This is a genomic window from Vibrio sp. 1288, from assembly GCF_033344475.1.
This window is the reverse complement of record NZ_JAWPOX010000027.1, coordinates 17266-42375: the sequence shown is the minus strand read 5'-3', so window position 1 is coordinate 42375 and position 25110 is coordinate 17266. Positions and strand designations below refer to the sequence as shown.

Annotated in this window: 29 protein-coding genes; 18 read left to right on the top strand and 11 right to left on the bottom strand. The window is 45.0% G+C overall.

Annotated features, from left to right (window positions below):
- Positions 1-232: 232 nt before the first annotated feature.
- The 5 genes from arcA to R8O11_RS18015 all read left to right on the top strand — a co-directional run bounded on the left by arcA (position 233) and on the right by R8O11_RS18015 (position 4820).
- Positions 233-1453, top strand: a complete 1221-nt coding sequence (arcA, locus tag R8O11_RS18035) for an arginine deiminase (RefSeq protein WP_213912445.1) — start codon at positions 233-235, stop codon at positions 1451-1453.
- A gap of 156 nt (positions 1454-1609) precedes the next feature.
- Positions 1610-2614, top strand: a complete 1005-nt coding sequence (locus R8O11_RS18030; protein ID WP_053350615.1) for an ornithine carbamoyltransferase — start codon at positions 1610-1612, stop codon at positions 2612-2614.
- Positions 2615-2894: 280 nt separating this feature from the next.
- The gene (gene pyrB / locus R8O11_RS18025) at positions 2895-3824 is read left to right on the top strand and encodes an aspartate carbamoyltransferase (RefSeq protein WP_005381085.1); all 930 of its coding nucleotides are present in this window, start codon (positions 2895-2897) and stop codon (positions 3822-3824) included.
- Between the two features lie 15 nt (positions 3825-3839).
- Positions 3840-4301, top strand: coding sequence for an aspartate carbamoyltransferase regulatory subunit (gene pyrI / locus R8O11_RS18020; RefSeq protein WP_005381086.1), 462 nt, complete (start codon positions 3840-3842; stop codon positions 4299-4301).
- Between the two features lie 129 nt (positions 4302-4430).
- Positions 4431-4820, top strand: a complete 390-nt coding sequence (locus R8O11_RS18015; RefSeq protein WP_005381087.1) for a RidA family protein — start codon at positions 4431-4433, stop codon at positions 4818-4820.
- 85 nt (positions 4821-4905) lie between these two features.
- Here the strand turns inward: R8O11_RS18015 and R8O11_RS18010 are convergent, their stop codons facing one another.
- The 8 genes from R8O11_RS18010 to mlaF all read right to left on the bottom strand — a co-directional run bounded on the left by R8O11_RS18010 (position 4906) and on the right by mlaF (position 10347).
- Entirely contained in the window at positions 4906-5631 is a 726-nt protein-coding gene (locus tag R8O11_RS18010) for a 1-acylglycerol-3-phosphate O-acyltransferase (RefSeq protein WP_005381088.1), read from the bottom strand.
- A gap of 155 nt (positions 5632-5786) precedes the next feature.
- Complete coding sequence (gene murA, locus R8O11_RS18005; protein ID WP_213912446.1) at positions 5787-7043, bottom strand: UDP-N-acetylglucosamine 1-carboxyvinyltransferase; 1257 nt, start codon at positions 7041-7043, stop codon at positions 5787-5789.
- Between the two features lie 9 nt (positions 7044-7052).
- Positions 7053-7307: a BolA family iron metabolism protein IbaG gene (gene ibaG, locus R8O11_RS18000; protein ID WP_005381092.1), complete on the bottom strand. Its 255-nt coding sequence runs from the start codon at positions 7305-7307 to the stop codon at positions 7053-7055.
- 3 nt (positions 7308-7310) lie between these two features.
- Positions 7311-7631, bottom strand: a complete 321-nt coding sequence (locus R8O11_RS17995; RefSeq protein ID WP_258662937.1) for a lipid asymmetry maintenance protein MlaB — start codon at positions 7629-7631, stop codon at positions 7311-7313.
- Positions 7631-8269 carry a phospholipid-binding protein MlaC gene (mlaC, locus tag R8O11_RS17990; RefSeq protein ID WP_005381098.1) on the bottom strand — a complete coding sequence of 213 codons (639 nt, stop codon included), beginning with the start codon at positions 8267-8269 and terminating at the stop codon, positions 7631-7633. Before mlaC ends, R8O11_RS17995 begins: the two co-directional genes overlap by 1 nt.
- Before the next feature lie 2 nt (positions 8270-8271).
- Positions 8272-8760 carry an outer membrane lipid asymmetry maintenance protein MlaD gene (mlaD, locus tag R8O11_RS17985; RefSeq protein ID WP_005381099.1) on the bottom strand — a complete coding sequence of 163 codons (489 nt, stop codon included), beginning with the start codon at positions 8758-8760 and terminating at the stop codon, positions 8272-8274.
- A gap of 2 nt (positions 8761-8762) precedes the next feature.
- On the bottom strand, positions 8763-9554 hold the full coding sequence (gene mlaE / locus R8O11_RS17980; protein ID WP_005381100.1) for a lipid asymmetry maintenance ABC transporter permease subunit MlaE: 792 nt from the start codon (positions 9552-9554) through the stop codon (positions 8763-8765).
- Complete coding sequence (gene mlaF, locus R8O11_RS17975) at positions 9544-10347, bottom strand: phospholipid ABC transporter ATP-binding protein MlaF (RefSeq protein WP_005388422.1); 804 nt, start codon at positions 10345-10347, stop codon at positions 9544-9546. Before mlaF ends, mlaE begins: the two co-directional genes overlap by 11 nt.
- A gap of 374 nt (positions 10348-10721) precedes the next feature.
- On the opposite strand from mlaF, the gene R8O11_RS17970 reads away from it, so the two are divergent.
- The 11 genes from R8O11_RS17970 to mgtE all read left to right on the top strand — a co-directional run bounded on the left by R8O11_RS17970 (position 10722) and on the right by mgtE (position 19484).
- A complete protein-coding gene (locus R8O11_RS17970; RefSeq protein WP_005381102.1) occupies positions 10722-11687 on the top strand; it encodes a calcium/sodium antiporter in 966 nt (321 codons plus the stop codon).
- Positions 11688-11716: 29 nt separating this feature from the next.
- Positions 11717-12688 (top strand): arabinose-5-phosphate isomerase KdsD, encoded by a 972-nt coding sequence (kdsD, locus tag R8O11_RS17965; RefSeq protein ID WP_005381104.1) that lies wholly within the window; start codon positions 11717-11719, stop codon positions 12686-12688.
- An 86-nt stretch (positions 12689-12774) separates the two neighbouring features.
- Complete coding sequence (gene lptC, locus R8O11_RS17960) at positions 12775-13338, top strand: LPS export ABC transporter periplasmic protein LptC (RefSeq protein ID WP_005381106.1); 564 nt, start codon at positions 12775-12777, stop codon at positions 13336-13338.
- On the top strand, positions 13319-13813 hold the full coding sequence (gene lptA, locus R8O11_RS17955; RefSeq protein WP_005381109.1) for a lipopolysaccharide transport periplasmic protein LptA: 495 nt from the start codon (positions 13319-13321) through the stop codon (positions 13811-13813). Before lptC ends, lptA begins: the two co-directional genes overlap by 20 nt.
- Position 13814: 1 nt before the next feature.
- The gene (gene lptB / locus R8O11_RS17950; RefSeq protein ID WP_005381111.1) at positions 13815-14540 is read left to right on the top strand and encodes an LPS export ABC transporter ATP-binding protein; all 726 of its coding nucleotides are present in this window, start codon (positions 13815-13817) and stop codon (positions 14538-14540) included.
- Positions 14541-14590: 50 nt separating this feature from the next.
- Positions 14591-16060, top strand: a complete 1470-nt coding sequence (locus R8O11_RS17945; protein WP_005381112.1) for an RNA polymerase factor sigma-54 — start codon at positions 14591-14593, stop codon at positions 16058-16060.
- Between the two features lie 24 nt (positions 16061-16084).
- A complete protein-coding gene (hpf, locus tag R8O11_RS17940; RefSeq protein WP_005381114.1) occupies positions 16085-16372 on the top strand; it encodes a ribosome hibernation promoting factor in 288 nt (95 codons plus the stop codon).
- Positions 16373-16374: 2 nt separating this feature from the next.
- Positions 16375-16821, top strand: coding sequence for a PTS IIA-like nitrogen regulatory protein PtsN (ptsN, locus tag R8O11_RS17935; protein WP_005381116.1), 447 nt, complete (start codon positions 16375-16377; stop codon positions 16819-16821).
- Between the two features lie 14 nt (positions 16822-16835).
- On the top strand, positions 16836-17699 hold the full coding sequence (gene rapZ / locus R8O11_RS17930; RefSeq protein ID WP_318194318.1) for an RNase adapter RapZ: 864 nt from the start codon (positions 16836-16838) through the stop codon (positions 17697-17699).
- A 2-nt stretch (positions 17700-17701) separates the two neighbouring features.
- Positions 17702-17977, top strand: coding sequence for an HPr family phosphocarrier protein (locus tag R8O11_RS17925; protein WP_005381120.1), 276 nt, complete (start codon positions 17702-17704; stop codon positions 17975-17977).
- A 148-nt stretch (positions 17978-18125) separates the two neighbouring features.
- Positions 18126-19484 carry a magnesium transporter gene (gene mgtE, locus R8O11_RS17920; protein ID WP_005381121.1) on the top strand — a complete coding sequence of 453 codons (1359 nt, stop codon included), beginning with the start codon at positions 18126-18128 and terminating at the stop codon, positions 19482-19484.
- A 64-nt stretch (positions 19485-19548) separates the two neighbouring features.
- On the opposite strand, the gene pmbA is transcribed toward mgtE, so the two are convergent.
- Positions 19549-20892 carry a metalloprotease PmbA gene (pmbA, locus tag R8O11_RS17915; protein ID WP_042523482.1) on the bottom strand — a complete coding sequence of 448 codons (1344 nt, stop codon included), beginning with the start codon at positions 20890-20892 and terminating at the stop codon, positions 19549-19551.
- A 110-nt stretch (positions 20893-21002) separates the two neighbouring features.
- Here pmbA and yjgA point away from each other — a divergent pair, with 110 nt between their 5' ends.
- Positions 21003-21530 (top strand): ribosome biogenesis factor YjgA, encoded by a 528-nt coding sequence (gene yjgA, locus R8O11_RS17910; protein WP_005381124.1) that lies wholly within the window; start codon positions 21003-21005, stop codon positions 21528-21530.
- An 89-nt stretch (positions 21531-21619) separates the two neighbouring features.
- Here the strand turns inward: yjgA and R8O11_RS17905 are convergent, their stop codons facing one another.
- Complete coding sequence (locus R8O11_RS17905) at positions 21620-22582, bottom strand: D-2-hydroxyacid dehydrogenase (protein WP_054577140.1); 963 nt, start codon at positions 22580-22582, stop codon at positions 21620-21622.
- A 103-nt stretch (positions 22583-22685) separates the two neighbouring features.
- Positions 22686-23438, bottom strand: a complete 753-nt coding sequence (locus tag R8O11_RS17900; RefSeq protein WP_258483184.1) for a pseudouridine synthase — start codon at positions 23436-23438, stop codon at positions 22686-22688.
- 342 nt (positions 23439-23780) lie between these two features.
- Between R8O11_RS17900 and R8O11_RS17895 the strand changes: the two genes are divergently transcribed.
- Positions 23781-25046: an NRAMP family divalent metal transporter gene (locus tag R8O11_RS17895; protein ID WP_054575321.1), complete on the top strand. Its 1266-nt coding sequence runs from the start codon at positions 23781-23783 to the stop codon at positions 25044-25046.
- Positions 25047-25110 lie beyond the last annotated feature (64 nt).

Sequence of the window (25110 nt, the reverse complement as noted above, 5' to 3'; positions counted from 1 at the left end):
TTTTATGCACTGTGCGTGTATTCTTTCTCAACGGGAAAATTAGAATAAAAACGCACGCACTCTAATTTTAGTAAAATAGCATTTATATCTAATAATGAATTTCATAAGAATAAAAATAAAAATAAAAAACTCACAAAACCATAAACACCAGAATATAAACAAAGCTTGATAACTTGCATCTTTCTAGGAAGCTTGTCATAACTAATGGCTGGAAAATTTGTAAGGATACAAAATGAGCAAGCTGTACGTTGGATCAGAAGTTGGTCAACTTCGACGAGTTCTATTAAATCGCCCTGAACGCGCCCTAACCCACTTAACTCCGTCAAACTGTCATGAGTTGCTATTTGATGACGTTCTTGCTGTAGAAGCGGCAGGTGAAGAGCACGATGCATTCGCACGTACGCTGCGCGAGCAAGACGTTGAAGTGCTTCTCCTCCACGATTTACTGGTCGAAACCCTCGCCGTTCCAGAAGCAAAACAATGGCTGCTGAACACTCAGATTTCTGACTTTCGCTACGGGCCAACATTTGCGCGAGACCTACGCCAATACTTTTCAGAAATGGATGATGAACATCTTGCCTGCATCTTTTTAGGTGGCTTAGCTTACTCAGAGCTACCGATCTCCTCATCTTCTATGCTGCCAAAAATGAAGCGTCCTCTCGACTTTGTTATTGAGCCACTGCCTAATCACCTCTTTACTCGTGATACCTCATGTTGGGTTTATGGCGGCGTTTCTCTTAACCCGATGATGATGCCTGCACGTCAACGTGAAACAAACCACCTACGTGCGATTTATCGTTGGCACCCAATTTTTTCTGGCCAAGATTTTATCAAATACTTCGGTGACGATGATCTGCATTATGATAATGCGAATGTCGAAGGCGGTGATGTGTTGGTTATTGGTAAAGGTGCAGTTCTGATCGGTATGTCTGAGCGTACGACCGCGCAAGGCGTAGAGAACCTTGCAGCGAGCCTATTTAAAGCAGGCCAAGCTACCGAGGTTATTGCAATTGATCTGCCTAAACACCGCTCATGTATGCATTTAGACACTGTGATGACCCATATGGATGTAGATACTTTCTCTGTCTACCCAGAGATCATGCGCAAAGATCTCGACACATGGCGCTTAACACCAAAAGGCAACGGTGAAATGCATGTTGAAGCCTCACATAACTATCTGCACGCGATTGAGTCCGCTCTTGGCTTAGATCAGCTGAAAATCATCACTACTGGTGGCGACAGCTATGAAGCGGAACGCGAACAATGGAATGATGCCAATAACGTTCTAACTGTAAAACCGGGCGTAGTAATTGGTTACGAACGCAACGTATACACCAACGAAAAATACGATAAAGCTGGCATCAAAGTACTGACAGTACCTGGTAACGAGCTTGGTCGTGGTCGCGGTGGCGCTCGCTGTATGAGCTGTCCAATAGAACGAGACGATATATAACTTACTCGTCCCTTTACATTAGGTGAATCAAAACTAAGGTTGATGTGAATACATCAACCTTTTTTAGCTTTAATTGAAAATAATTATTCACAATAAAAGCATTTATATGTTTTAATGAATTCTATTAATCTAATCACATGTACTAAGGGACGAGCTATGGCTTTCAATTTACGTAACCGCAACTTTTTGAAGCTATTGGACTTCTCAACCAAAGAAATCCAGTTTTTGCTCGAACTGTCTGCAGAGCTGAAAAAAGCTAAATATGCAGGAACAGAGCAGAAGAAACTTCAAGGTAAAAACATCGCACTAATCTTTGAGAAATCTTCGACTCGTACCCGATGTGCGTTTGAAGTCGCTGCCTTTGACCAAGGTGCTCAAGTCTCTTACATCGGCCCTTCTGGCTCGCAGATCGGTCATAAGGAATCGATGAAAGACACCGCTCGCGTTCTTGGTCGTATGTACGACGGGATTGAATACCGAGGCTTTGGCCAATCCATTGTTGAAGAGCTTGGTACTTATGCTGGTGTTCCTGTGTGGAATGGTTTAACGGATGAGTTCCACCCAACCCAGATCCTTGCTGACTTCCTGACCATGCAAGAGCACGGCCGTGGTAAACAGCTGCATGAAATAACCTTCGCTTACCTAGGTGATGCGCGCAACAACATGGGGAACTCACTTATGGTGGGCGCAGCGAAAATGGGCATGGATATTCGCCTTGTCGCGCCAAAAGCGTTCTGGCCTGAAGAAGAGCTCGTGGCAACTTGTCAAACTATCGCGCAACAAACCGGTGCAAAAATCACGTTAACAGAAAGCGTTGAAGAAGGTGTGAAAGGTTGTGACTTCCTATACACCGACGTTTGGGTGTCTATGGGTGAGTCTGCCGAGGCATGGGATGAGCGTGTAGCGTTAATGACACCTTATCAAATCAATATGAACGTGATTAAGCAAACGGGCAATCAACATGTGAAATTCATGCACTGCCTTCCAGCTTTCCACAATGATGAAACCACCGTCGGCAAAGAAGTCGCTGAAAAATACGGCATGAAAGGCCTTGAAGTAACAGAAGAGGTATTTGAATCGGAATACTCCATCGTATTCGACGAAGCTGAAAACCGTATGCATACCATCAAAGCCGTAATGGTTGCGACGCTAGGAAGCTAACCAGCGCGCAAAAACAGCCGCTAAAAACCATGATGTAATCGCTTGCGCTCACGAAAGTTAAGCGTATAATGCTCGGCAATTTGTCTGAGGATTAAGAAATGACCACGCTGATTGCTGACTTAAAAACGCGATTTGCTCTCGCTAAGCGACTACGCTTACGTGGTGTTATTTTCGTTAATTCTATTGAATTTTAAAACCTCCCCATTGGGGAGGTTTTTTTATGTCCAAAATTCCTTTCGGTTATTTGGATGTAGTCATCAATGTTATAGGGAAGAAGATCATGGCGAACTCGCTTTACCAGAAGCACATCATCTCTATTCCAGAGCTTTCACGCGAAGAACTGGAACTTATCGTAGAAACAGCAGGTAGCCTTAAAAAAGCACCTCGACCAGAACTGATTAAAAACAAAGTCGTTGCAAGTTGTTTCTTTGAACCATCAACACGTACACGTTTATCGTTTGAAACAGCGATTCAGCGCATTGGTGGTGACGTGATTGGCTTTGATAATGATGGTAATACCTCTCTGGCGAAAAAAGGCGAAACACTCGCAGATTCAGTACAAGTCATCTCTTCTTACGTCGATGCCTTTGTGATGCGTCATCCACAAGAAGGCGCCGCTCGCTTGGCCTCTGAATTTTCAAATGGCGTGCCAGTGATCAACGCGGGCGACGGTGCAAACCAACACCCAACTCAAACGCTACTCGACCTATACACCATAGCGGAAACACAAGGGCGTCTAGACAACCTGAACGTCGCATTCGTAGGTGACCTAAAATATGGCCGCACAGTGCACTCACTGACTCAAGCCTTAGCAAAGTTTAACAACATCCGCTTCTTCTTTGTTGCACCAGATGCGCTGGCAATGCCAGATTACATCTGCGAAGAACTAGACGAAGCTGGCATTCAATATAGCCTACACACAGACATGGAAAGTGTGATTCCTGAACTGGATATTCTGTACATGACACGCGTACAGAAAGAACGTTTTGACGAATCGGAATACGCACATATTAAGTCGGCTTACATCCTAACGGCGGCACTACTAGAAGGCGCGCGTGAGAACTTGAAAGTACTGCACCCACTACCACGTGTGGATGAAATTACAACTGATGTTGATAAAACGCCTCATGCCTACTTCTTCCAGCAAGCTCAAAATGGCGTGTATGCTCGCCAAGCACTGCTGGCGCTTGTTCTAAACGAAACACTGTAATCGAGGGGAAAAATCATGGCTAAAGAAACTCAATTGCAGGTAGAAGCAATCAAAAATGGTACGGTCATCGACCACATCCCTGCGCAAATCGGCATCAAAGTATTAAGACTGTTCGATATGCACAATTCATCACAACGCGTAACGATTGGACTGAACTTGCCATCATCAGCACTCGGTCATAAAGATCTACTCAAAATCGAAAATGTGTTTATCAATGAAGAGCAAGCGAGCAAGCTAGCGTTGTATGCTCCTCACGCGACCGTGAATCAAATCGAGAATTATGAAGTGGTGAAAAAGCTCGCGTTAGAGCTTCCTGAGCGCATCAATGATGTATTTGAATGCCCGAATTCAAACTGTATTTCTCATAATGAACCAGTAGAAAGCAGCTTTAGCGTGTTCGAGAAAAAACAAGAAATCCGCCTAAAGTGTAAATACTGCGAGAAAGTGTTCTCACGCGAGATCGTAACCGAGCGATAAACACGCCGCACGACTAGGCTGTGATACGTTTAAAATACCCTGCAATGTCAGGGTATTTTGCTCTTTACCTACCGAGGGTTTAGAGGCAAACTGAGAATCTTTATTCCCTACAACTGATGGAAAAATCAAATGACGAAAGTACTTCACACTGAGTCTGCACCAGCAGCAATCGGTCCTTACGTTCAAGGCGTAGATCTAGGTAACATGGTTCTTACTTCAGGCCAAATCCCAGTAAACCCAGCAACAGGTGAAGTGTCTGCTGATATCGCAGAACAAGCTCGTCAGTCTCTAGAAAACGTAAAGGCTGTAGTTGAATCTTCAGGTCTTAAAGTATCTGATATTGTAAAGCTAACGGTTTTTGTTAAAGACCTAAATGACTTTGGCACAGTGAACGAAGTTTACGGCAAGTTCTTTGATGAGCACGGCGTAGCAAACTACCCTGCACGCTCTTGTGTAGAAGTGGCTCGCCTACCAAAAGATGTTGGCATCGAGATTGAAGCAATCGCTGTTCGCAAATAATTGCACTTACTGACAAACAATAAAAAACGGGTAGCTCAGGCTACCCGTTTTTTATTGTCTTTTCGTGATGATATCGCAGTAAAACTTAAGCAGCGTTGCGCTGTTTGACTTCTTCATCTAACGATTCAAGCTTCTCTTTCATCTGTTCACGACAGATATTCGCTAACTCGCGAATGCCCTCTTTACCATAGCCTTCAGTGCTGATTGGAGGTAGCATTTCAACAATCACATGACCATTGTTCCAACGGTTCAGCTTAATTTTATTCGTCGAGCTACATACGATAGGAATGATTGGCACACCTGCACCAATTGCCGCATGAAAAGCACCTGTTTTGAATGGCAGCAAACCACGTCCACGAGAACGCGTGCCTTCTGGGAACATCCACACCGAAACATCACTTTCTTTCATGCTGCTCACGACCTGATCGATAGTACCTTTTGCTTTAGAACGATTCGCTCGGTCAATCAGAATGTTACCCGTAAGCCAGTAAAGCTGACCAAACAGTGGCATCCAAGCCAAGCTCTTTTTACCTACTGTCACAACTTTCGGAGTCACAGCCGCAGAAACAGTAAACATGTCCCAGTTGTTCTGGTGGTTAGCAATGTAAACATGTTGGCCGCGTGAATACGCATCTTCAGGGATACGCAACTCTAACTTAATCCCAAACACACGAGACATCTTGGCAAACAAACGGCCAAAAGTGAAAACGTGCTTAGGGTTTCTAGGGCTTAATAGGCAGTAACCACAACCACCAATAAACATAACAATCGCAAAGATAGCGACAGCAAATACACGTAACAGTGCAATCATTCTTGTTCTCCAGGAACCGGCTTTTGCCAGATACAGCTATTAATATCTCTCTTTCCATAAAGGGAAAATATGGTCATGAGAGTGATATAAAAAAGCCGAAACTCAGGTTTCGGCTCTCTTGATATCCAAGTTACCTGCGGTGCAGTTTAACTTGCCTAGCTCACTCGCTCAATATTTGCGCCAAGTGCAGCCAGTTTATTTTCGATTTTGTCGTAACCACGGTCGATATGGTAAATACGATCAACGACGGTTTCGCCTTTAGCAATGCAACCTGCAATAACCAAACTAGCCGAAGCTCGTAGATCGGTTGCCATCACTTGCGCACCGCTGAGTGACTCAACATCACCACAGATAACCGTATTGCCTTCGATCTCAGCTTTAGCGCCCATACGCATGAGTTCTGGTACGTGCATAAAGCGGTTTTCAAAGATAGTCTCTGTGATCACGCCGCCACCTTTCGCCATCATGTTCAGAAGCGTAAATTGAGCTTGCATATCCGTCGGGAAACCAGGATGTGGCGCAGTACGTACACTTACCGCTTTTAGCTCGCGGTCGGTCATATCAACGGAGATCCAATCTTCACCCGTTTCGACAAGCGCGCCAGCTTCTTCCAGCTTGGCGAGAACCGCTTCAAGCAAATGAGCATTAGTGTTGCGACATACCACTTTACCGCCAGATACTGCTGCTGCGACAAGGAATGTTCCCGTCTCAATACGGTCAGCAACCACGTTGTGTTTACAACCGCCTAGGCGCTCAACACCTTCAATCGTAATGGTATCTGTGCCAGCGCCAGAGATTTTTGCGCCAAGCTTATTTAGGAAATCAGCGGTATCGACGATTTCAGGCTCACGCGCAGCGTTATCTAGTGTTGTTGTGCCTTCCGCCAGCGTTGCGGCACACATGATGGTGATCGTCGCGCCTACGCTGACTTTATCCATCACGATGTGTGCGCCTTTTAGCCGACCATCCGCTTCTGCTTTCACATAACCATCTTCTAATGTAATGGTTGCGCCAAGCTGCTCTAAACCAGAAATATGCAGATCCACAGGACGAGCGCCAATAGCACAACCGCCTGGTAAAGAAACCTGACCTTGACCAAAGCGCGCCACCAAAGGACCTAAAGCCCAAATAGAAGCACGCATGGTTTTCACCAAATCATAAGGCGCGCAGTATTCTGTAATACTGCTTGGGTCAACATGAACAGAGCCATTGCGGCTTACTTTCGCGCCTAAACGCTTAAGCAATTCCATGGTTGTATCGATATCACGAAGGTGTGGTACGTTTGCCACTTCTACTGGCTCTTCCGCCAAGATAGACGCAAATAAAATCGGCAGTGCTGCGTTTTTTGCACCTGAAATGGTCACTTCACCAACTAGTGGTTTATCTGACCCAATAACTCGAAACTTTTCCATCAATAAACCTTAAAGCGACATCAATTTCTTATCACGAGCCCACTCTTCTGGTGTGAACGCTTTGATTGATAATGCGTGAATGTCGTTACGCTGGATGTATTCCATCAGAGGAGCATAAATTAGCTGCTGCTTCTTAACGCGGCTCATTCCATCGAAACAAGCATCAACAGCAACCACTTCATAGTGGCTACCTTCACCTTTCACATGCACTTCTTGAAGGTTTAGTGCTTCTTCTAATAACTGTTGTACTTTTGCGCTATCCACAATTTACCCCTGATAATTCTGTACGTGTTTGGCCACTAAAGATTCAACATTGCTCAGTTGAAACAAAGTGCGCAGTTGCGCCGGCACGAAACTGAGCATTATATGACAGTTTTGCTTTTTTGCATGCTCTAATAAGTGGATTAACATCACCATTCCTGCAGAGTCGACTCGCTCTATCTCTTTTAGCGAGCATTCCAGCTCCGATTCAGCAGGTTGCCATTGCTGTGCATACGCCCACAATGAAGGCACTGTATCTCTATCAAGTGCCCCTGTTAGCTTAAGAATGTTTTGATCCAATTGCCACTGAGCGGGAGTCTGGGCCATTATTTCTTCGCCTCGAAGCGGATCGGTTCTGCGGCCAATTTTTCTAGGTCTTTAGCAACAGATAGAATGCCTTCTTGACGAATTTTACTGTTCCATTCGGATTGTTTACTAGAAAGCAAACTAATGCCCTCTGCAATCATATCGAATGCTTCCCACTCACCAGACTGGTTGTCTTTACGCAGTTTAAACTCAAGTTTGATGTTTGGACGCGGAGTATCGATGATATCAACTTTAATGCTTGTAATACGCTTAGAGTCATCAATGCTAGGCTCAGGACCAAACTCAATTTTTTGGTCAGAGTATTGCGTCAACACTTGTGCATAAGACGCAATCAGGTAAGCACGAAATGCATCGATAAACTCAAGTACATCTTCACGCTTAGCACCTTTTAAGTTTGGACCAAGAAGTTTTAACCCTGCATAGCGGTAGTTGACGTAAGGCATTAGCTCTTCTTCAACGATCACTTTAAGTAAATTTGGATCTTGTTTGATTTTCGGCTGTTCGGCTTTCAATCTTTCGAACGTGACTTCAGCTACCTGCTTCATCATCTTATAAGGTTCAGTTTTATCCACCTCTGCTGCTGTTGCTCCAAATACGCTAAACACAGCACAAACTGAAAGTAGTAATCTCGCTAACATAGTTATTCCTTACTTGAGTCGTCTGAACCACCTACGCTGTATAGTACTTGACCAATTAAGTCTTCAAGCACAAGCGCCGATTTGGTGTCTTCGATGGTATCACCATCCACCAGCATGACTTCATCATCAAAAACGAAGCCAGGTACTAAACCAATGTATTGCTCACCAATCAGGCCAGATGTCAAAATTTGTACGCTCGACGTTTCTGGGAACTGATTGTATTTACTATTGATAGATAGTGTTACAACTGGCAATAAGTTGTCTGGGTTAAGCGAAATACTACTTACTCGACCAATCACAACGCCCCCCACTTTTACGGGCGAACGAACTTTTAAACTGCCAATATTATCGAACTCGGCTTTGAGGGTATAAGTATCACCAGAGCCAATGCTTTTTACGTCAGCAACTTGAAAAATCATCACAAGAATCGCGCAAATTCCCGCTAATACAAAGCTGCCAACCCATAATTCAGTTTTACGTGTTTGTTGCATGATTAATTCCCAAACATCAATGCGGTCAGTACAAAGTCTAATCCTAGTACTGCTAAAGAAGAATGCACAACAGTGCGCGTAGTTGCTCGGCTGATCCCTTCCGATGTTGGAATAGCATCATAACCGTTAAATAGAGCGACCCAAGTAACCGTAATTGCAAACGCAAAACATTTGATCATACTGTTACCAATGTCTTGCCCTAGCTCAACAGAGGACTGCATCGCTGACCAAAAACTGCCGTGATCAACGCCTTTCCAGTCAACACCAACAAGCTGAGCGCCCCAAATTCCCACAGCCATGAAAATCATAGCCAGTAAAGGCATTGAGATAACCCCAGCCCAAAACCGTGGTGCAATCACTCGTTTCAATGGGTCTACCGCCATCATTTCAAGGCTAGACAGTTGTTCCGTTGCTTTCATTAGACCTATCTCTGCGGTTAACGCAGAACCGGCACGACCAGCAAACAAAAGTGCAGTAACAACGGGTCCTAATTCACGGAGTAACGAAAGCGCTACCATTTGCCCCAAACTGCCTTCTGCGCCGTAATCCACCAACACAACATAGCCTTGTAGACTCAAAACCATTCCAATGAACAGACCAGATACGACGATGATCGCCAGCGACTGAACACCAACAGAATAAAGTTGCTTAACAAGCAGAGGAAAGCTTCTGATCGGTTGTGGCTTAGAAAATAGCGCCCCAATCAACATGAAAGTCGCACGACCAAATGCTCCGCAAATAGAAAGCGTGCGTCGACCCAGCGAGGCGACAAAGTGAATGAAGTTATCGACCATCAAATAAGTCCTTTTCGATACTTTGAGAAGGGAAACGAAACGGTACAGGACCGTCGGCATCACCTTGTAAGAACTGCTGGACACGAGGATCAGAGTTTTGAGTCAGCTCTTCTGGCGTACCATAGGCGATGATTTTTCCATCGGCCATCAGGTATACCCAGTCAGCAATACTCATGACTTCAGGTACGTCGTGAGAAACCACAATAGAGGTCAAACCTAACGCTTGGTTTAGATTGCTAATTAGCTCAACCAAAACGCCCATAGTGATTGGGTCTTGCCCCACAAACGGCTCATCGTACATGATCAGGTCAGGATCAAGTGCGATTGCACGAGCCAAAGCAGCGCGTCTTGCCATACCACCTGAAAGCTCACTCGGCATTAATTGCGCCGCGCCGCGCAGACCGACAGCTTCGAGCTTGAGTAACACCATGGTGCGAATCAAATCTTCCGATAAATCGGTATGCTCTCTCAATGGAAAGGCGACATTATCAAAAACATTCAAATCAGTGAATAAAGCCCCTGACTGGAACAACATGCTCATTTTCTTTCGAGCATGGTAGAGTTTTTTACGCGAGAGAGAGGGAATATTGTCGCCATCAAACCAGATCTCTCCTTGCTCGGGATACAACTGACCACCAATCAAACGCAGCAGTGTTGTTTTACCAATTCCCGATGGTCCCATAATGGCCGTCACTTTGCCCTCAGGAACATGCAGATCAATATCATCAAAGATCATGCGTTCTCCCCGTGAAAAAGTGAGGTTGTTCACGGTGACTAAATCGTTGTTCGACATATCATCTCTTCTACTGTAGGAGCGTTGCAACTCACGGAATCATCAAGCAGATACTCATCGGAGTTGAATTCTACGTTTAATAAAGTAACGTCGGTACATTTATTAGGCTGCAATCATAAGCACATTGGCGTTGAATTTAAAGCACTGTTCAATTAAATAAAGTCGACTATATCCCTGCAATTTCTCATGGTTTATGACCTAATTAGCACGAAGTGTTTAAATCCTAGACCAGAATTGCTCATTTAAATGAGTGAGATTTACATACATTTTCGTTACTAACCTTTAATTTATTCTTCGTTTATCTTCCATTTTAGGCCGCAAAAGGTCAAAATTAGCGGTTATTCATTTTACTTATTTAATACTTAGGAATTCTCATGCTCGAAGCCGTTGCGTTGCTTATAGTCGGTCTTGTTTTGCTTGTTTGGAGTGCAGATAAACTTGTTTTTGGCTCTGCAGCGATAGCCCGCAACGTCGGTATTTCCCCGCTTGTCATCGGCATGACAATCCTTGCGATGGGCTCATCTGCCCCTGAGATGATGGTATCTGCAACCGCTGCTTGGGATGGTAAAACAGATACAGCGGTGGGTAACGTATTAGGCTCAAACATAGCGAACATTGCGTTAATCCTAGGTATTACAGCGCTGATCAAGCCTTTGTCGATTAGCTCCGCCGTCATCCGCCGAGAACTTCCACTCATGATAGCCGTAACCGTACTCGCTGGTATTCTGCTTTGGAATAGCCATCTCGGTTTTTATGAGGGTGTCTTATTGTTTGTACTCTTTGGGGCATTTTTATTTGCTATGTTGCAAATCAGCCGCAAAGAGCAAAAATCAGGTGATGTTTTTCTTGATGACCAAGAGTCAGAGATCCCTGAAGGCGTCAGTAACCCTAAAGCAATCATGTGGGTGGTTATTGGCTTGATACTGCTTCCTTTGGCAGCCAGCATGCTGGTTGATAACGCGGTAATTATTGCTAAACACTTTGGTATGAGCGACCTTGTTATCGGTCTAACTATTATCGCCATTGGCACTAGCCTGCCTGAACTGGCCGCATCACTTGCGGGAGTTTTAAAGGGTGAAGACGACATGGCTGTCGGTAACATTATCGGTTCGAATGTGTTTAACATTCTGGCGGTAATGGGGATTCCTGGCATCATTAATCCATCGGTGCTCAGTGAGTACGCGATGGGACGTGACTTCTGGGTCATGTTAGGCGTTTCATTGTTACTTGTCGCGATGTGTTTGGGTAAATCACGCAGTATTAACCGTATTGAAGGTGCCATCTTGTTTGTGTGCTTCTTAGGTTACCAAGTGTACTTATTCGCAAACATGACCGCTTAATTACCACGATCAATAAGTAGAGATCTGATATGTCCAATCAATTTGATTTTCGCGCTGCTGCTAAACAAGTTCTTGATATCGAAGTTGCTGCTCTGCAAGAGCTAGATACCTACTTTGATGATCAATTTGAAAAAGCGTGTGAACTTATCCTTTCCAACAACGGCAAAGTTGTCGTTATGGGTATTGGCAAGTCAGGCCATATTGGTAACAAGATTGCCGCCACTCTGGCAAGCACTGGGACTTCGGCGTTTTTCGTTCATCCAGGCGAAGCCGCACATGGTGACTTGGGTATGATCAGCCCTGGTGACATCGTGCTGGCAATTTCTAACTCTGGTGAATCAAACGAAATTCTGTCTCTATTTCCAGTATTAAAGCGCCTAAATATTAAGATCATCAGCATGACAGGTAAGCCAGAATCAAATATGGCCAAGCTGTCTGACTTACACCTGCAAATTACGGTACCTCAAGAAGCTTGTCCGTTAGGCCTGGCGCCAACTAGCAGTACGACTGCCACATTAGTGATGGGAGATGCATTAGCCGTAGCTCTGCTTCAAGCTCGTGGTTTTTCTGCCGAAGATTTTGCCCTATCTCACCCAGGTGGTGCACTGGGGAGAAAACTGCTACTTAAGTTGTCTGATATTATGCACTTTGGAGAAGCGTTACCTAAAGTTTCTCCTGACGCATTAATTCGCGATGCCCTGCTTGAAATTTCAGAAAAGGGGTTAGGCATGACAGCCATCGTCGATGAGCACGATGCTATGCTTGGTATATTCACCGATGGTGATTTACGTCGTACCTTAGACAAGCGTATCGATATTCATACGACGGCAATTGGCGAGGTCATGACGACAAACCCAACCACAGCACACCCTGATATGCTGGCGGTTGAAGGTTTGAACTTGATGCAGAATAAAAACATTAACGCTCTGATTTTATGTAAAGACGAAAAAATTGTGGGTGCACTGAACATGCACGATTTACTAAAAGCTGGCGTGATGTAATATCAGCACAAACATTTAAATCATTTATTAGACGAATAAAGGCAATGGTCAGGGAAGTACTGAGCTAAACGATAGGCCTTCATTATATGAGTTTTACTCGCCTTATTTATTTGCTCTTGATCTTCGTTGTAGCGTGGTGCGGTTATTACCTACTAACCCCTAAAGGCAACGACGCAATTCAAGTAGCACCAGATTCTGAACTGCCCATGTTCAGTGGTTCTGGATTAGAAAACATCACCTACGGTGAAGATGGTGTCCGCAGTTACATCATTCGCTCCACTAACTTAGACCATTATGCTAAGAGTGGAGATACTATTTTTAATAACCCGACTTTGATGGTTTACCGTGAAGGTAGCGTCATTGAATGGAAGGTGACTGCCACAAGAGCAGTGTTAGATGAAGACCAAGTTTTGACTTTATATGACAAAGTCTTAATGCAAAATCTTCTGCCTGGTGCGAGTTTTGATACCATGGCAACAGACAAATTGGTCATTAATCTAACCAATCGTGATTTTAAAGCTGACCAACAAGTGATGTTGGTTGGACCACAATTTGAAACTACTGGAGGCGCAATGCAAGGCAACTTAAAACAGCATACTGCGACTCTGACAGATGAAGTTCAAGGTCGATATGAAACCGTTACACCTTAGCCTACTGGCACTGGTATTGGCGGCGCCTCAAGCGCTGGCACTCAAGTCGGATACTCAACAGCCGGTTTACATAAACTCTGACACCCAACAGGTGGATATGAAGAGTAACCAGGTTGTTTTTGAAGGCGATGTATCTCTTAAGCAAGGGAGCATCAATATCGATGCTGATAGAATCGTGGTAACTCGCGATCCTAAAACCGAAGCAATTAAACAGATTCAAGCATTTGGTAAACCTGCGAAGTTTTCTCAGCTGATGGACGATGGTAAAACACTTAGTGGTCAAGCTACGGAGTTGGATTACCGTATTTCTACAGACGAACTGACCATGAAAGGTCAAGCGCAGCTGGCGCAAGACAACAACACCATCAAAGGTTCTTCGATTCGTTACCAAATTGGTAAACAAAAGCTAGTCGCAGATAGCTCTAAGGAAGAGCGCGTTACGACCATTTTGCAACCCAATCAGATAGAGAACTAATATGGCAGTACTGAGTGCGAAAAACTTGGCGAAAAGCTACAAAAAACGCAAAGTCGTCACTGATGTTAGCTTAGAAGTTGAATCTGGTCAGATTGTTGGGCTGCTCGGTCCAAACGGTGCGGGTAAAACCACCTCGTTTTACATGATTGTCGGCTTAGTACCTCGCGATGAAGGCACCATTACCATTGACGACAATGACATCAGTATTTTGCCGATGCATAGCCGTTCACGACTTGGCATTGGCTATCTTCCGCAAGAAGCGTCGATTTTCCGTAAGCTTTCAGTAGAAGATAACATCATGGCCGTACTTGAAACTCGTCAAGAAATGACGAGGGAAGAGCGCCAAGATAAACTGGAAGATTTGTTGGAAGAATTCCACATCCAGCACATCAGAACCAGTGCTGGTATGGCACTATCAGGGGGTGAGCGACGCAGGGTGGAAATCGCTCGAGCTTTAGCGGCCAACCCTCAGTTCATTTTATTGGATGAACCTTTCGCTGGTGTTGACCCAATTTCGGTTAATGACATCAAGAAAATCATTGAGCATCTGCGCGATCGTGGTCTCGGAGTGTTAATCACTGACCATAATGTACGTGAAACACTGGACGTATGTGAAAAAGCCTATATCGTGAGCCAAGGGCACCTAATTGCATCGGGAACTCCGGCAGAAGTTCTCAATAATGAACAGGTGAAACAAGTTTATCTCGGCGAACAATTCCGTCTATGATTATATTAGGAACGGTAAGATTCTGAGCATTACAAGGTAAGTAACACTGAATGAAACCTTCATTACAACTCAAGCTAGGTCAGCAGTTAGCCATGACGCCACAGTTGCAGCAAGCGATTCGCTTATTGCAATTGTCGACACTCGATCTTCAACAAGAAATCCAAGAAGCGTTGGACTCAAACCCATTATTGGAAGTTGAAGAAGGCCAAGACGAGCCTCTAGCAAACGGTGAAGATAAGTCAGCGGTCGAGGCTGCTGATAGCAACAGTGCTAGCGAACCAACAGAAATTGACGTTCCAGATAGCTCCGATGTGATAGAGAAATCAGAAATTAGCTCTGAACTTGAAATCGACACGACTTGGGATGACGTCTACAGCGCGAATACTGGTAGCACTGGCTTAGCTCTTGATGATGATATGCCCGTCTACCAAGGCGAAACCACTGAATCATTACATGATTACCTCATGTGGCAGCTTGACCTAACACCATTCAGTGAAACCGACCGCACGATTGCATTAGCGATTATTGACGCTGTTGACGACTACGGCTATTTAACTTTGTCGCCTGAAGAGATTCATGAGAGCTTCGATAATGAAGAGATAGAGTTAGACGAAGTAGAAGCCGTTCGTAAACGCATTCAACAATTCGATCCTCTTGGCGTTGCATCGCGTAACTTACAAGAATGTTTGTTACTGCAACTGACGACCTTCCCAGAAGACACGCCATGGCTTGCTGAAGCCAAAATGATACTTGCGGATCATATTGATCACCTAGGCAACCGTGACTACAAGCTCGTCATCAAAGAGACTAAGCTGAAAGAAGCCGATCTGCGTGAAGTCTTAAAGCTTATCCAACAGTTAGATCCTCGTCCAGGTAGTCGCATCACTCCTGATGATACCGAGTACGTAATTCCAGACGTATCCGTTTTTAAAGACAATGGCAAATGGACCGTTTCTATAAACCCGGATAGCGTGCCAAAATTAAAAGTAAATCAACAATATGCTCAATTAGGCAAAGGTAATAGCGCGGATAGCCAGTACATCCGCAGCAATTTGCAAGAGGCAAAATGGTTAATTAAGAGCTTAGAGAGTAGAAACGAGACGCTACTCAAAGTTGCAAGATGTATTGTTGAACATCAACAAGATTTCTTCGAGTATGGTGAGGAAGCCATGAAGCCAATGGTACTCAATGATGTCGCTTTGGCTGTGGACATGCATGAATCCACGATTTCTCGTGTAACAACGCAAAAATTTATGCATACACCACGTGGTATTTTTGAATTGAAGTACTTCTTCTCTAGCCATGTTAGTACTGACAACGGCGGAGAATGTTCGTCAACAGCAATTCGTGCACTCATTAAAAAACTGGTCGCAGCAGAGAATACTGCCAAACCACTGAGTGATAGCAAGATTGCTGCTCTTCTGGCTGACCAAGGGATTCAGGTCGCAAGACGTACGATAGCCAAATATCGCGAATCCTTGGGAATTGCCCCTTCAAGTCAGCGTAAACGCCTATTATAAGGCACTAACTGAAAAGGAAAGTCTATGCAAATCAATATTCAAGGCCATCACGTTGATCTTACCGATTCAATGCAAGACTATGTAAATTCTAAGTTTCAGAAGCTCGAAAGGTTCTTCGACCATATCAATCAAGTGCATGTTGTACTAAAAGTTGAAAAAATTACTCAAATCGCGGAAGCTACGCTTCACATAAATCAAGGCGAAATCCACGCATCAGCCGATGACGAAAATATGTATGCCGCGATCGATTCGCTGGTAGATAAATTGGTTCGCCAACTTAATAAGCACAAAGAAAAACTAAACAGTCATTAATCATGCAACTGAGCGAAATACTGTCATTGGACTGCACCAAAAGTGCGGTCCACTGCACGAGTAAAAAACGCGCCCTTGAAATGATCAGCCGTATCGTGGCTGATCAAACGGGCCAAGATTCTACCGAGCTGTTCGAATGCATGCTCAATAGAGAAAAAATGGGCAGTACCGGTATCGGAAACGGTATTGCGATCCCTCACGCGAGAATGCAATCAAGCGACAAGGCCATTGCTGTCTTACTGCAATGTGATGAAGCAATCGAATTTGATGCGATTGACAATCGACCTGTCGATCTTCTTTTTGCGCTCCTTGTACCAGAAGAACAGTGCAAAGAGCACCTCAAGACTCTATCCTCTATGGCAGAACGTCTGAGCGATAAGCAAGTATTAAAACTACTGCGTAATGCTCAGAGTGATGAAGAACTTTACGACATCATGATTCACCAATAAGCAGGACTAACTCCATGCGACTAATCGTTGTTAGCGGGCACTCAGGTGCCGGTAAAAGTATTGCGCTTCGTGTACTGGAAGACTTAGGTTACTACTGTGTTGATAACCTGCCAGTTAACTTGCTGGACGCATTTGTTCATTCTGTTGCTGACAGCAAACAGAATGTTGCAGTCAGCATTGATATTCGTAATATTCCTAAAAAGCTAAAAGAACTGACGAGTACACTAGAACAGTTAAAAACTGAGCTTGATGTGACCATGCTTTTCTTGGACGCCAATAAAGAAACGCTACTCAAACGCTACAGCGAAACACGCCGAATTCACCCGTTATCTTTAGGTGGCACCTCCCTCTCGCTCGATCAAGCCATCGAGCGTGAGAAACAAATTTTGACGCCACTCAAAGCGCATGCAGATCTGGTCCTAAATAGTAGTGGGCAGTCTTTGCATGAATTGAGTGAAACCGTGCGTATGCGCGTTGAAGGCAGAGATCGCAAAGGGCTCGTTATGGTATTTGAGTCTTTTGGTTTTAAATACGGCCTGCCTTCCGATGCCGATTACGTATTTGACGTTCGCTTCTTACCTAACCCACATTGGGAACCAGCACTACGCCCGCTTACAGGTCTGGATGCTCCTATCGCCGCATTTTTAGAGCAACACCAATCGGTGTTAAGTTTGAAATATCAAATTGAAAGCTTTATAGAGAATTGGTTACCTCTGCTTGAGAAAAACAACCGCAGCTACCTGACCGTTGCAATCGGTTGTACTGGTGGTAAGCACCGCTCGGTGTACTTAACTCAGCAAATCGGTGAATACTTCGCCAACAAAGGACACCAAGTACAAATTCGCCATACCTCACTAGAGAAAAACGCTAAGGATTAGCCGTGGAGTTAAGTCGTAAAGTATTGATTCAAAACCGCCTTGGCTTACATGCTCGTGCAGCAGTCAAACTGGTCGAACTGGCACAGAGCTTTGAAGCGGTCATCACCATCGACAATGAAGAAGACAAAACCGCCACAGCAGACAGCGTAATGGGCCTGTTAATGCTAGAGTCCGCTCAAGGACAATACGTCACGATCCACGCAACGGGTGGGCAAGCGGAAGAAGCACTGGATGCCGTTTGCCACTTGATCGAAGATAAATTTGATGAAGGCGAGTAGTTTACTCGCTTTTTTCTTACCTCCCATTATCTTTCTCTTCCCTGACCTAATAAATAAATTTGCTTAGTATCATAAGTTGTTATTAAAAGGCGCCTAGAATTAAGTTATTATTCAACGCATTGTAAATATCAGGAATTGGGAGGAATGAATGGCAGAGCAAATTGAATTCGACCAAGCTCACCAAGCCCTCCAAGAAGTCACAGAAGCGCTAGAAAATGGTCGCTTCGTCCATGTTCGTCGTCAATTACAGGACATGGAACCTGAGGATATCGCTCACCTTTTAGAAGCCTCCCCACGGAAGAGCCGTGAAGTTCTTTGGCAACTCACCGACCCTGAAGATTATGGTGAAATCCTTGACGAGCTGAACGAAGACGTCAAAGACAGCCTCGTATCCAAAATGGCACCAGAAGCGCTTGCAGAAGCGACAGAAGGCATGGATACCGATGACGTGGCTTACGTACTGCGTAGCTTGCCTGACAACCTGTCACGCGAAGTCCTGTCGCAAATGGACTCCTCTGACCGTCTACGGGTCGAAACCGCCCTATCCTACCCAGAAGACACTGCGGGTGGACTGATGAACACCGACGTCATCACAATTCGTGGTGACGTCGATGTGGACGTAGTTTTGCGTTATCTACGTATGAAAGGCGAGCTTCCAGAAGCTACGGATGCCCTGTATGTGATCGATGAAGAGAGTAAGCTCATCGGTGAACTGCCGATCACGACGCTTATTACCACTCAGCCAGACGTAAAAATCATTGATGTAATGGAAGACGCGGACGAGGCCATCACCGTCGATACTAGCGACTCAGATGTTGCGAGTCTGTTCGAACGCCGTAATTGGGTATCTGCACCTGTTGTTGATGAAAACTTGCATTTGGTCGGTCGTATCACCATCGATGACGTGGTTGACGTTATTCGTGAAGACGCGGAACACTCGATGATGAGTATGGCGGGTATGGACGATGACGAAGATACTTTCGCGCCTGTTGTAAAATCAGCTCGCAAACGCAGTATCTGGCTTGGCGCTAACGTATTAGCCGCCCTTGCTGCTGCTTCCGTTTCTAATATGTTTGAGGCCACATTAGATCAAATGGCGGCCATTGCAGTATTGATGACGATTGTTCCGTCCATGGGTGGTGTCGCTGGTAACCAAACCGTCGCACTAGTGATTCGTGGCCTTGCTCTTGGTCATATCGGTGACTCAAACAAACGCGAACTGTTAATGAAAGAAGCCTCGATAGGCTTACTCAACGGTATCATGTGGGCGCTGATTATTGGTGGTATTGTTGTTGCTTGGAAAGGTAACTGGATGCTCGGAGGAATCATTTCCGCCGCCATGCTGACCAACTTATTGGTCGCAGGTATTGCAGGAGTAACGATTCCAATCCTATTGAAAAAAATGAACATCGATCCTGCTTTAGCTGGTGGTATGGCATTAACAACGGTGACGGATGTGATTGGTTTATCTGTCTTCTTAGGGCTTGCCACAATACTGATTACCTAACAGAAAAAACGAAAAAGCCTGATGAACACATCAGGCTTTTTTGATTCTGAATTGCTAGAAAAGCTTATTCACCCGCCACTTTCATGGTATCCAGTAGGATAGAGCCCGTTTGGATTTGTGAGCGCGTTTCAATATCACTACCAACCGCCACAATCTTGGTGAACATGTCTTTTAGATTACCTGCGATGGTAATTTCTGATACTGGGTATTGGATTTCACCATTCTCAACCCAGAAGCCTGCGGCACCGCGAGAGTAATCCCCCGTTACCACGTTCACACCTTGTCCCATGACTTCTGTCACTAGAAGACCAGTACCGAGCTCTTTAAGCATTTGTTCGAAGTTTTGGCCTGTCGACTTCACGTACCAGTTATGAATCCCACCAGCGTGACCTGTCGGCGTCATCTTCATTTTACGTGCGGCATAACTGGTTAACAGATAAGTTGCTAGCACACCGTCGGTAATGATCTCACGGTCTTGAGTGTACACACCTTCACTATCGAATGGACTTGATGCCAAACCACGCAATACATGCGGACGTTCTGAGATATTGAACCATTCAGGAAGCACTTGTTTGCCTAGATGGTCAAGTAAGAAAGAAGATTTTCGGTACAGGTTACCACCGCTGATCGCCATAACGAGATGGCCAATCAAGCCTGTCGCAACATCAGCCGCAAACATGATTGGGTATTGACCTGTTTTTAGACGCTGCGCATCTAAGCGGTTAACCGTATTCTCTGCCGCCTTACGACCCACCGTTTCTGGGGTCCATAAGTCATCACGATGACGTGCCACGGTGTAGCTGTAATCACGTTCCATCTCGCCGTTTTGACCAACGCCAATTACACAACAGCTAGTACTATGGCGGCTAGACGCATAACTAGCTAATAAGCCATGGCTATTGCCATACACTTTCACGCCGTAATGACTATCATAACTCGCGCCATCACTTTGCTTGATTGCTCTGTCATAACTTAGCGCTTCTTTCTCAGCGGCAATCGCCACATCGGCAGCATAGTCTGGATCGGGTGCGTCAGGGTGGAAAAGATCAAGCTCCGGGATCTCTTGCACCATGTATTCTTTTGCTGCAGGGCCTGCAAATGGGTCTTCAGATGTGTAATGTGCAATATCTAGCGCCGCTATAACGGTTTGCTCGATTGCCGCTTCACTTAAATCAGACGTGGAAGCACTGCCTTTGCGTTGACCTCGGTAAACGGTAATGCCCAGCGCACCATCGCTGTTGAACTCGACATTTTCTACTTCACCCATACGAGTTGAAACACTTAAACCAGTGCTTTTAGTAATTGCGACTTCGGCGGCGTCAGATTTTGCCGATGCAAGCTTTAAGGCTCTTGCGACGGCTTGCTCTAGCTCGGTACGTTGCTCAGCAACCTGCTGTTTAATATCCATTGTCTTTCACATCTTGTCTTTGATGAACAATAGGATAACAAGAATTTCGCTTTCTCCCCATGATTCTTGTTAAAATAGTCATAATATTAATCAAAACACAGGCAACTGAAATGGCACGTAAGAATCAAAAAGCGCCATGGGAACCAGAAGAAGAGATCATCTGGGTAAGTAAATCCGAGATGAAGCGAGACATGGAAGAACTGCAAAAGCTAGGTGAGGAGCTTGTCGGCCTCAAACCTTCAGTTCTAGAAAAGTTTCCATTGAGCGAAGATTTGCGAGAAGCAATTGCTGACGCGCAACGCTTTAAAAATGAAGCGCGTCGTCGCCAATTACAACGTATCGGTAAATTGATGCGTTACGAAGATCCAGAGCCAATCCAAGCCGCACTGGATAAAATTCGTAATAAGCACTCTCAATTAACGGCGGTATTCCACAAACTTGAAGCGTTGCGTGATCGCGTAGTGGAAGAAGGTGACAAAGCCATTGATGACGTAATGGAAATGTACCCAGAAGCGGATCGTCAGCGTCTACGCCAACTTGCTCGCCAAGCAGCGAAAGAGAAAAAAGCTGGGAAACCAGCAAAAGCGTACCGCGAAATCTTTCAGATCCTTAAAGGTCTAAACGAAGAAGAGTTTTAATTCGAGGGCTCACGCAATGAGCATTCGATTTAAACGCAAAAAGCAGACGTCAATGTCTGCTTTTTTTATCTTTGGTTTTACAGTCAGCGTTACACTAAGCGATTAACGCGGTCTCCGCGCTCGAAAGCGTTAATGTTCTCAATCAAGATTTCCGCTAAACGTTGGATAGATGAGTCGCTGCCCCATGCAACATGCGGTGTCAGTAACAAATTAGGTAAACTCATATTGGCAATCAGCGGATTGCTCTCATCAGCCGGTTCTTGTGTAAAAACATCAAAACCAGCCGCTGCAATTTCTTGCTGTTTTAAGGCATCCACCAGTGCGCTCTCATCCACCAAACCTCCACGCCCTGTATTAATCAAAATGGCGTTGGACTTCATTTGTTTCAACTCTGCTTGACCAATTAAATTCTGAGTATGATCGTTGAGCGGGCAATGCAAAGTCAGCGCATCGGAGCGTTTTAATACTTCCTCAAACGACACATAACCTGGTCTACATTCTGCCGCCCCTTTACGCTCAGAAAACAACACGGTCATTCCTAACGCTTGAGCCAGATTCGCCGTCGCTTGCCCTAGTGCCCCACTACCAACAACACCTAACGTGCTACCACCAATATCCCCGATTGGGTGAGTAAAAAAACAAAACTGCTGGTTACGCTGCCACTCACCTGCGGCAATATCTTGGTGGTACCCAAATAAATTCCGTCTTAAAGCGAATAACATTGCCATCACGTGCTCGGGCACCGAACGCGTCGCGTAACCACGTACATTAGCAACCGCAATATCATGATTAGCACAGTAGTTCACATCGACGTTGTTAAAACCAGTTGCGGCAACCGCGATCATCCGTAATTTTGGTAGTTGCTCTAATACATGTTGGTCAAGCAGGACTTTATTGCTAATCACGATATCGGCATCTGCTAACCTTTCTATTACCTGCTCAGGCGCAGTTAGGTCGTACTCACGCCAGTGGTGCGGAAAGCCAGGTCGTGGGACCTCAATATGTTCTGGGATGGTCGCTCGGTCTAAAAATACGATGCTTGGCAAAGACATAACAACTCCTTGTTCACGGCTGAAAGACAGGATACATCAACCACAGTAACGAAATAGCCAAAAATAGCGAACTAGAAAGAACCGCTGTTGAGTGCAATTGGCATTAAGGGTGTGGTAACGTTTTATAATCAGGCAATGTACGCTCTGGCGAAAAATAGTTAAAGATCATCGCCTCGGCTTCAGAATAAAAGTCACAGGGTACAAAAATACTGCTCAGCTGATCCGTAGCTGGATGATAAAAACTTAGCTCCGCAGCGTGCAACTCTAAACGTTCTGAAAACTGATACGCCTCTTCGCTTGCATAAAACTCATCACCCACAATCGCATGACCAATCTCCATCAAATGCACGCGTAACTGATGCGATCGACCAGTAATGGGCAGTAGTCGCACAACGGTTGTATGGGTGCCATCAGGGTGCACTTCACGCTTCACTACTTGGAATAAAGTTTGAGATGGTTTGCCGTCGTCAAAACATACTTTTTGTCGTGGACGATTTGGCCAATCACAATTTAATGGAAGATCAATATTCCCTTCTTGCGACTCAACATGCCCCCAAACACGTGCGTAATACACCTTGTGAGTGAGGCGATATTGGAACTGCTTTTTTAATGCTCGCTCCGCGGGTTTGTTTTTCGCCAGCAACATCAACCCTGATGTCGACATATCCAAGCGATGCACAACTTGAATTTCTGGATGCAACTCTTTGAGGCGGCTCCACATGCTGTCGTAATGCTCTGCAAGGCGACCAGGGACAGACAGCAGCCCTGATGGCTTATTCACTGCCAGAATGTCGTCATCCTCAAAAACGATATCAACCCAAGGGTCGGTGGGAGGGGTATATTCAAGCATTGCCATGGGAGATCTCTACAAAATAAAAACGCCGCGATTATATACCCAAATAGCACCCAGATGCAGGATTCTGAAGAAAAGTTCAACCCAATAAAACAAAGTCAATCCTTTAGCATAAAAACTAAAAATAGCACGTTGTAAATTTAGTTTGACAACAAGACGCATAACTGAATAGAGTGCTAGATGCACACAGCATGATATTCGCAAAGAATACTTAAAATAAATACATCAAAACACAGCATTTAAAAGACATTACCGTTGCGCAGTATAGGGCGATCGCTCAGCTTGTCATGTACTGCGGTATGTATCTCTTTAGAAAGATACATAAGATAAAAAGGACAATAAGCAATGGACTCCGCCGTTATAGATAAACCCCAATCCAAACTTTCCTTATTTTTTCGTTCGCTAGGCCCCGGCATATTAATGGCATCTGCTGCGGTCGGTGGCTCTCACCTCGTGGCATCAACCAAGGCTGGTGCGATTTATGGTTGGCAATTGGCTGCACTGATTCTGCTCGTAAACCTGTTTAAATACCCTTTTTTCCGAGCGGGCGTACAGTACACCATGGGGACAGGGCTCACCTTGGTTGAGGGCTACGCGAAATTAGGTCGGCCTTATCTATGGCTATTTCTATTTCTGAGCGTGGTATCGGCCGTCATCAATACCGCCGCTTTGTTGATGTTTAGCGCTAGCTTGCTGGGCTACTTCATTCCGTTTTCACTATCAATGGCATCACTCAGCATCATTGTGATTGTCACCTGCCTGATTATATTATTTGCTGGCCATTACAAAGCGCTCGATACGCTATCTAAGGTGATCATGTCGGTGTTAACCATCGCGACTTTACTCGCTGTTTCTATCGCCGTTGGAAACCCTGTTGAGCAAGTAGCCAACTTCGAGCCGCCATCACCTTGGTCTATTGCGGCTATTGGTTTTATCGTCGTGACAATGGGGTGGATGCCTGCACCGATTGAGATCTCCTGTTTAACCTCAGCGTGGCTAAAACGCCAATCAAGCCAGCAAGAAGTAACATACCGCTCTGCTCTATTTGACTTTAATGTCGGTTATATTGGCACGGCGTTTCTTGCCATTATCTTTGTATCGCTAGGCTCTTTGATGCTTTATGGATCTGGCGTTGCGCTTGAAAGCTCTGGTGTTGGCTTCTCCCACCAATTGGTTGGCTTATATGCGGCAACGATTGGCGAATGGTCTCGTTACTTGATCGCGGTAATTGCGTTTTTCTGTATCTTTGGCAGCACGATTACCGTTATTGATGGCTATTCGCGCGTTATTTCGGATTCTCAACGCCTACTGCGCTCACAACCAGACACTAACCCTAAAACCACTTCAGCGATCATGCTGGTAGTCTCCTTACTTGCATTAGGTATTGTGGTTTTCTGGGCTTCTGCGTTATTGCCTATGCTGAACTTTGCGATGATCCTCGCCTTTATGACCACGCCATTCTTTGCTCTGCTAAATTACACCTTAGTGAGCAAAACTGAGTTACCTGAGCCTTTGGCTGTTGGACCTAAACTAAAGTGGTTGTCGATTGCAGGCCTGATTTACTTGTTTGGCTTCTTGGCTGTATTTATCTGGTGGAAGTGGTTGATGTAAATGAGATAGCTATCAGTGATTAATGCATTCCGCATAAAGAAACTAAACCGTAAATAAAGAAAAA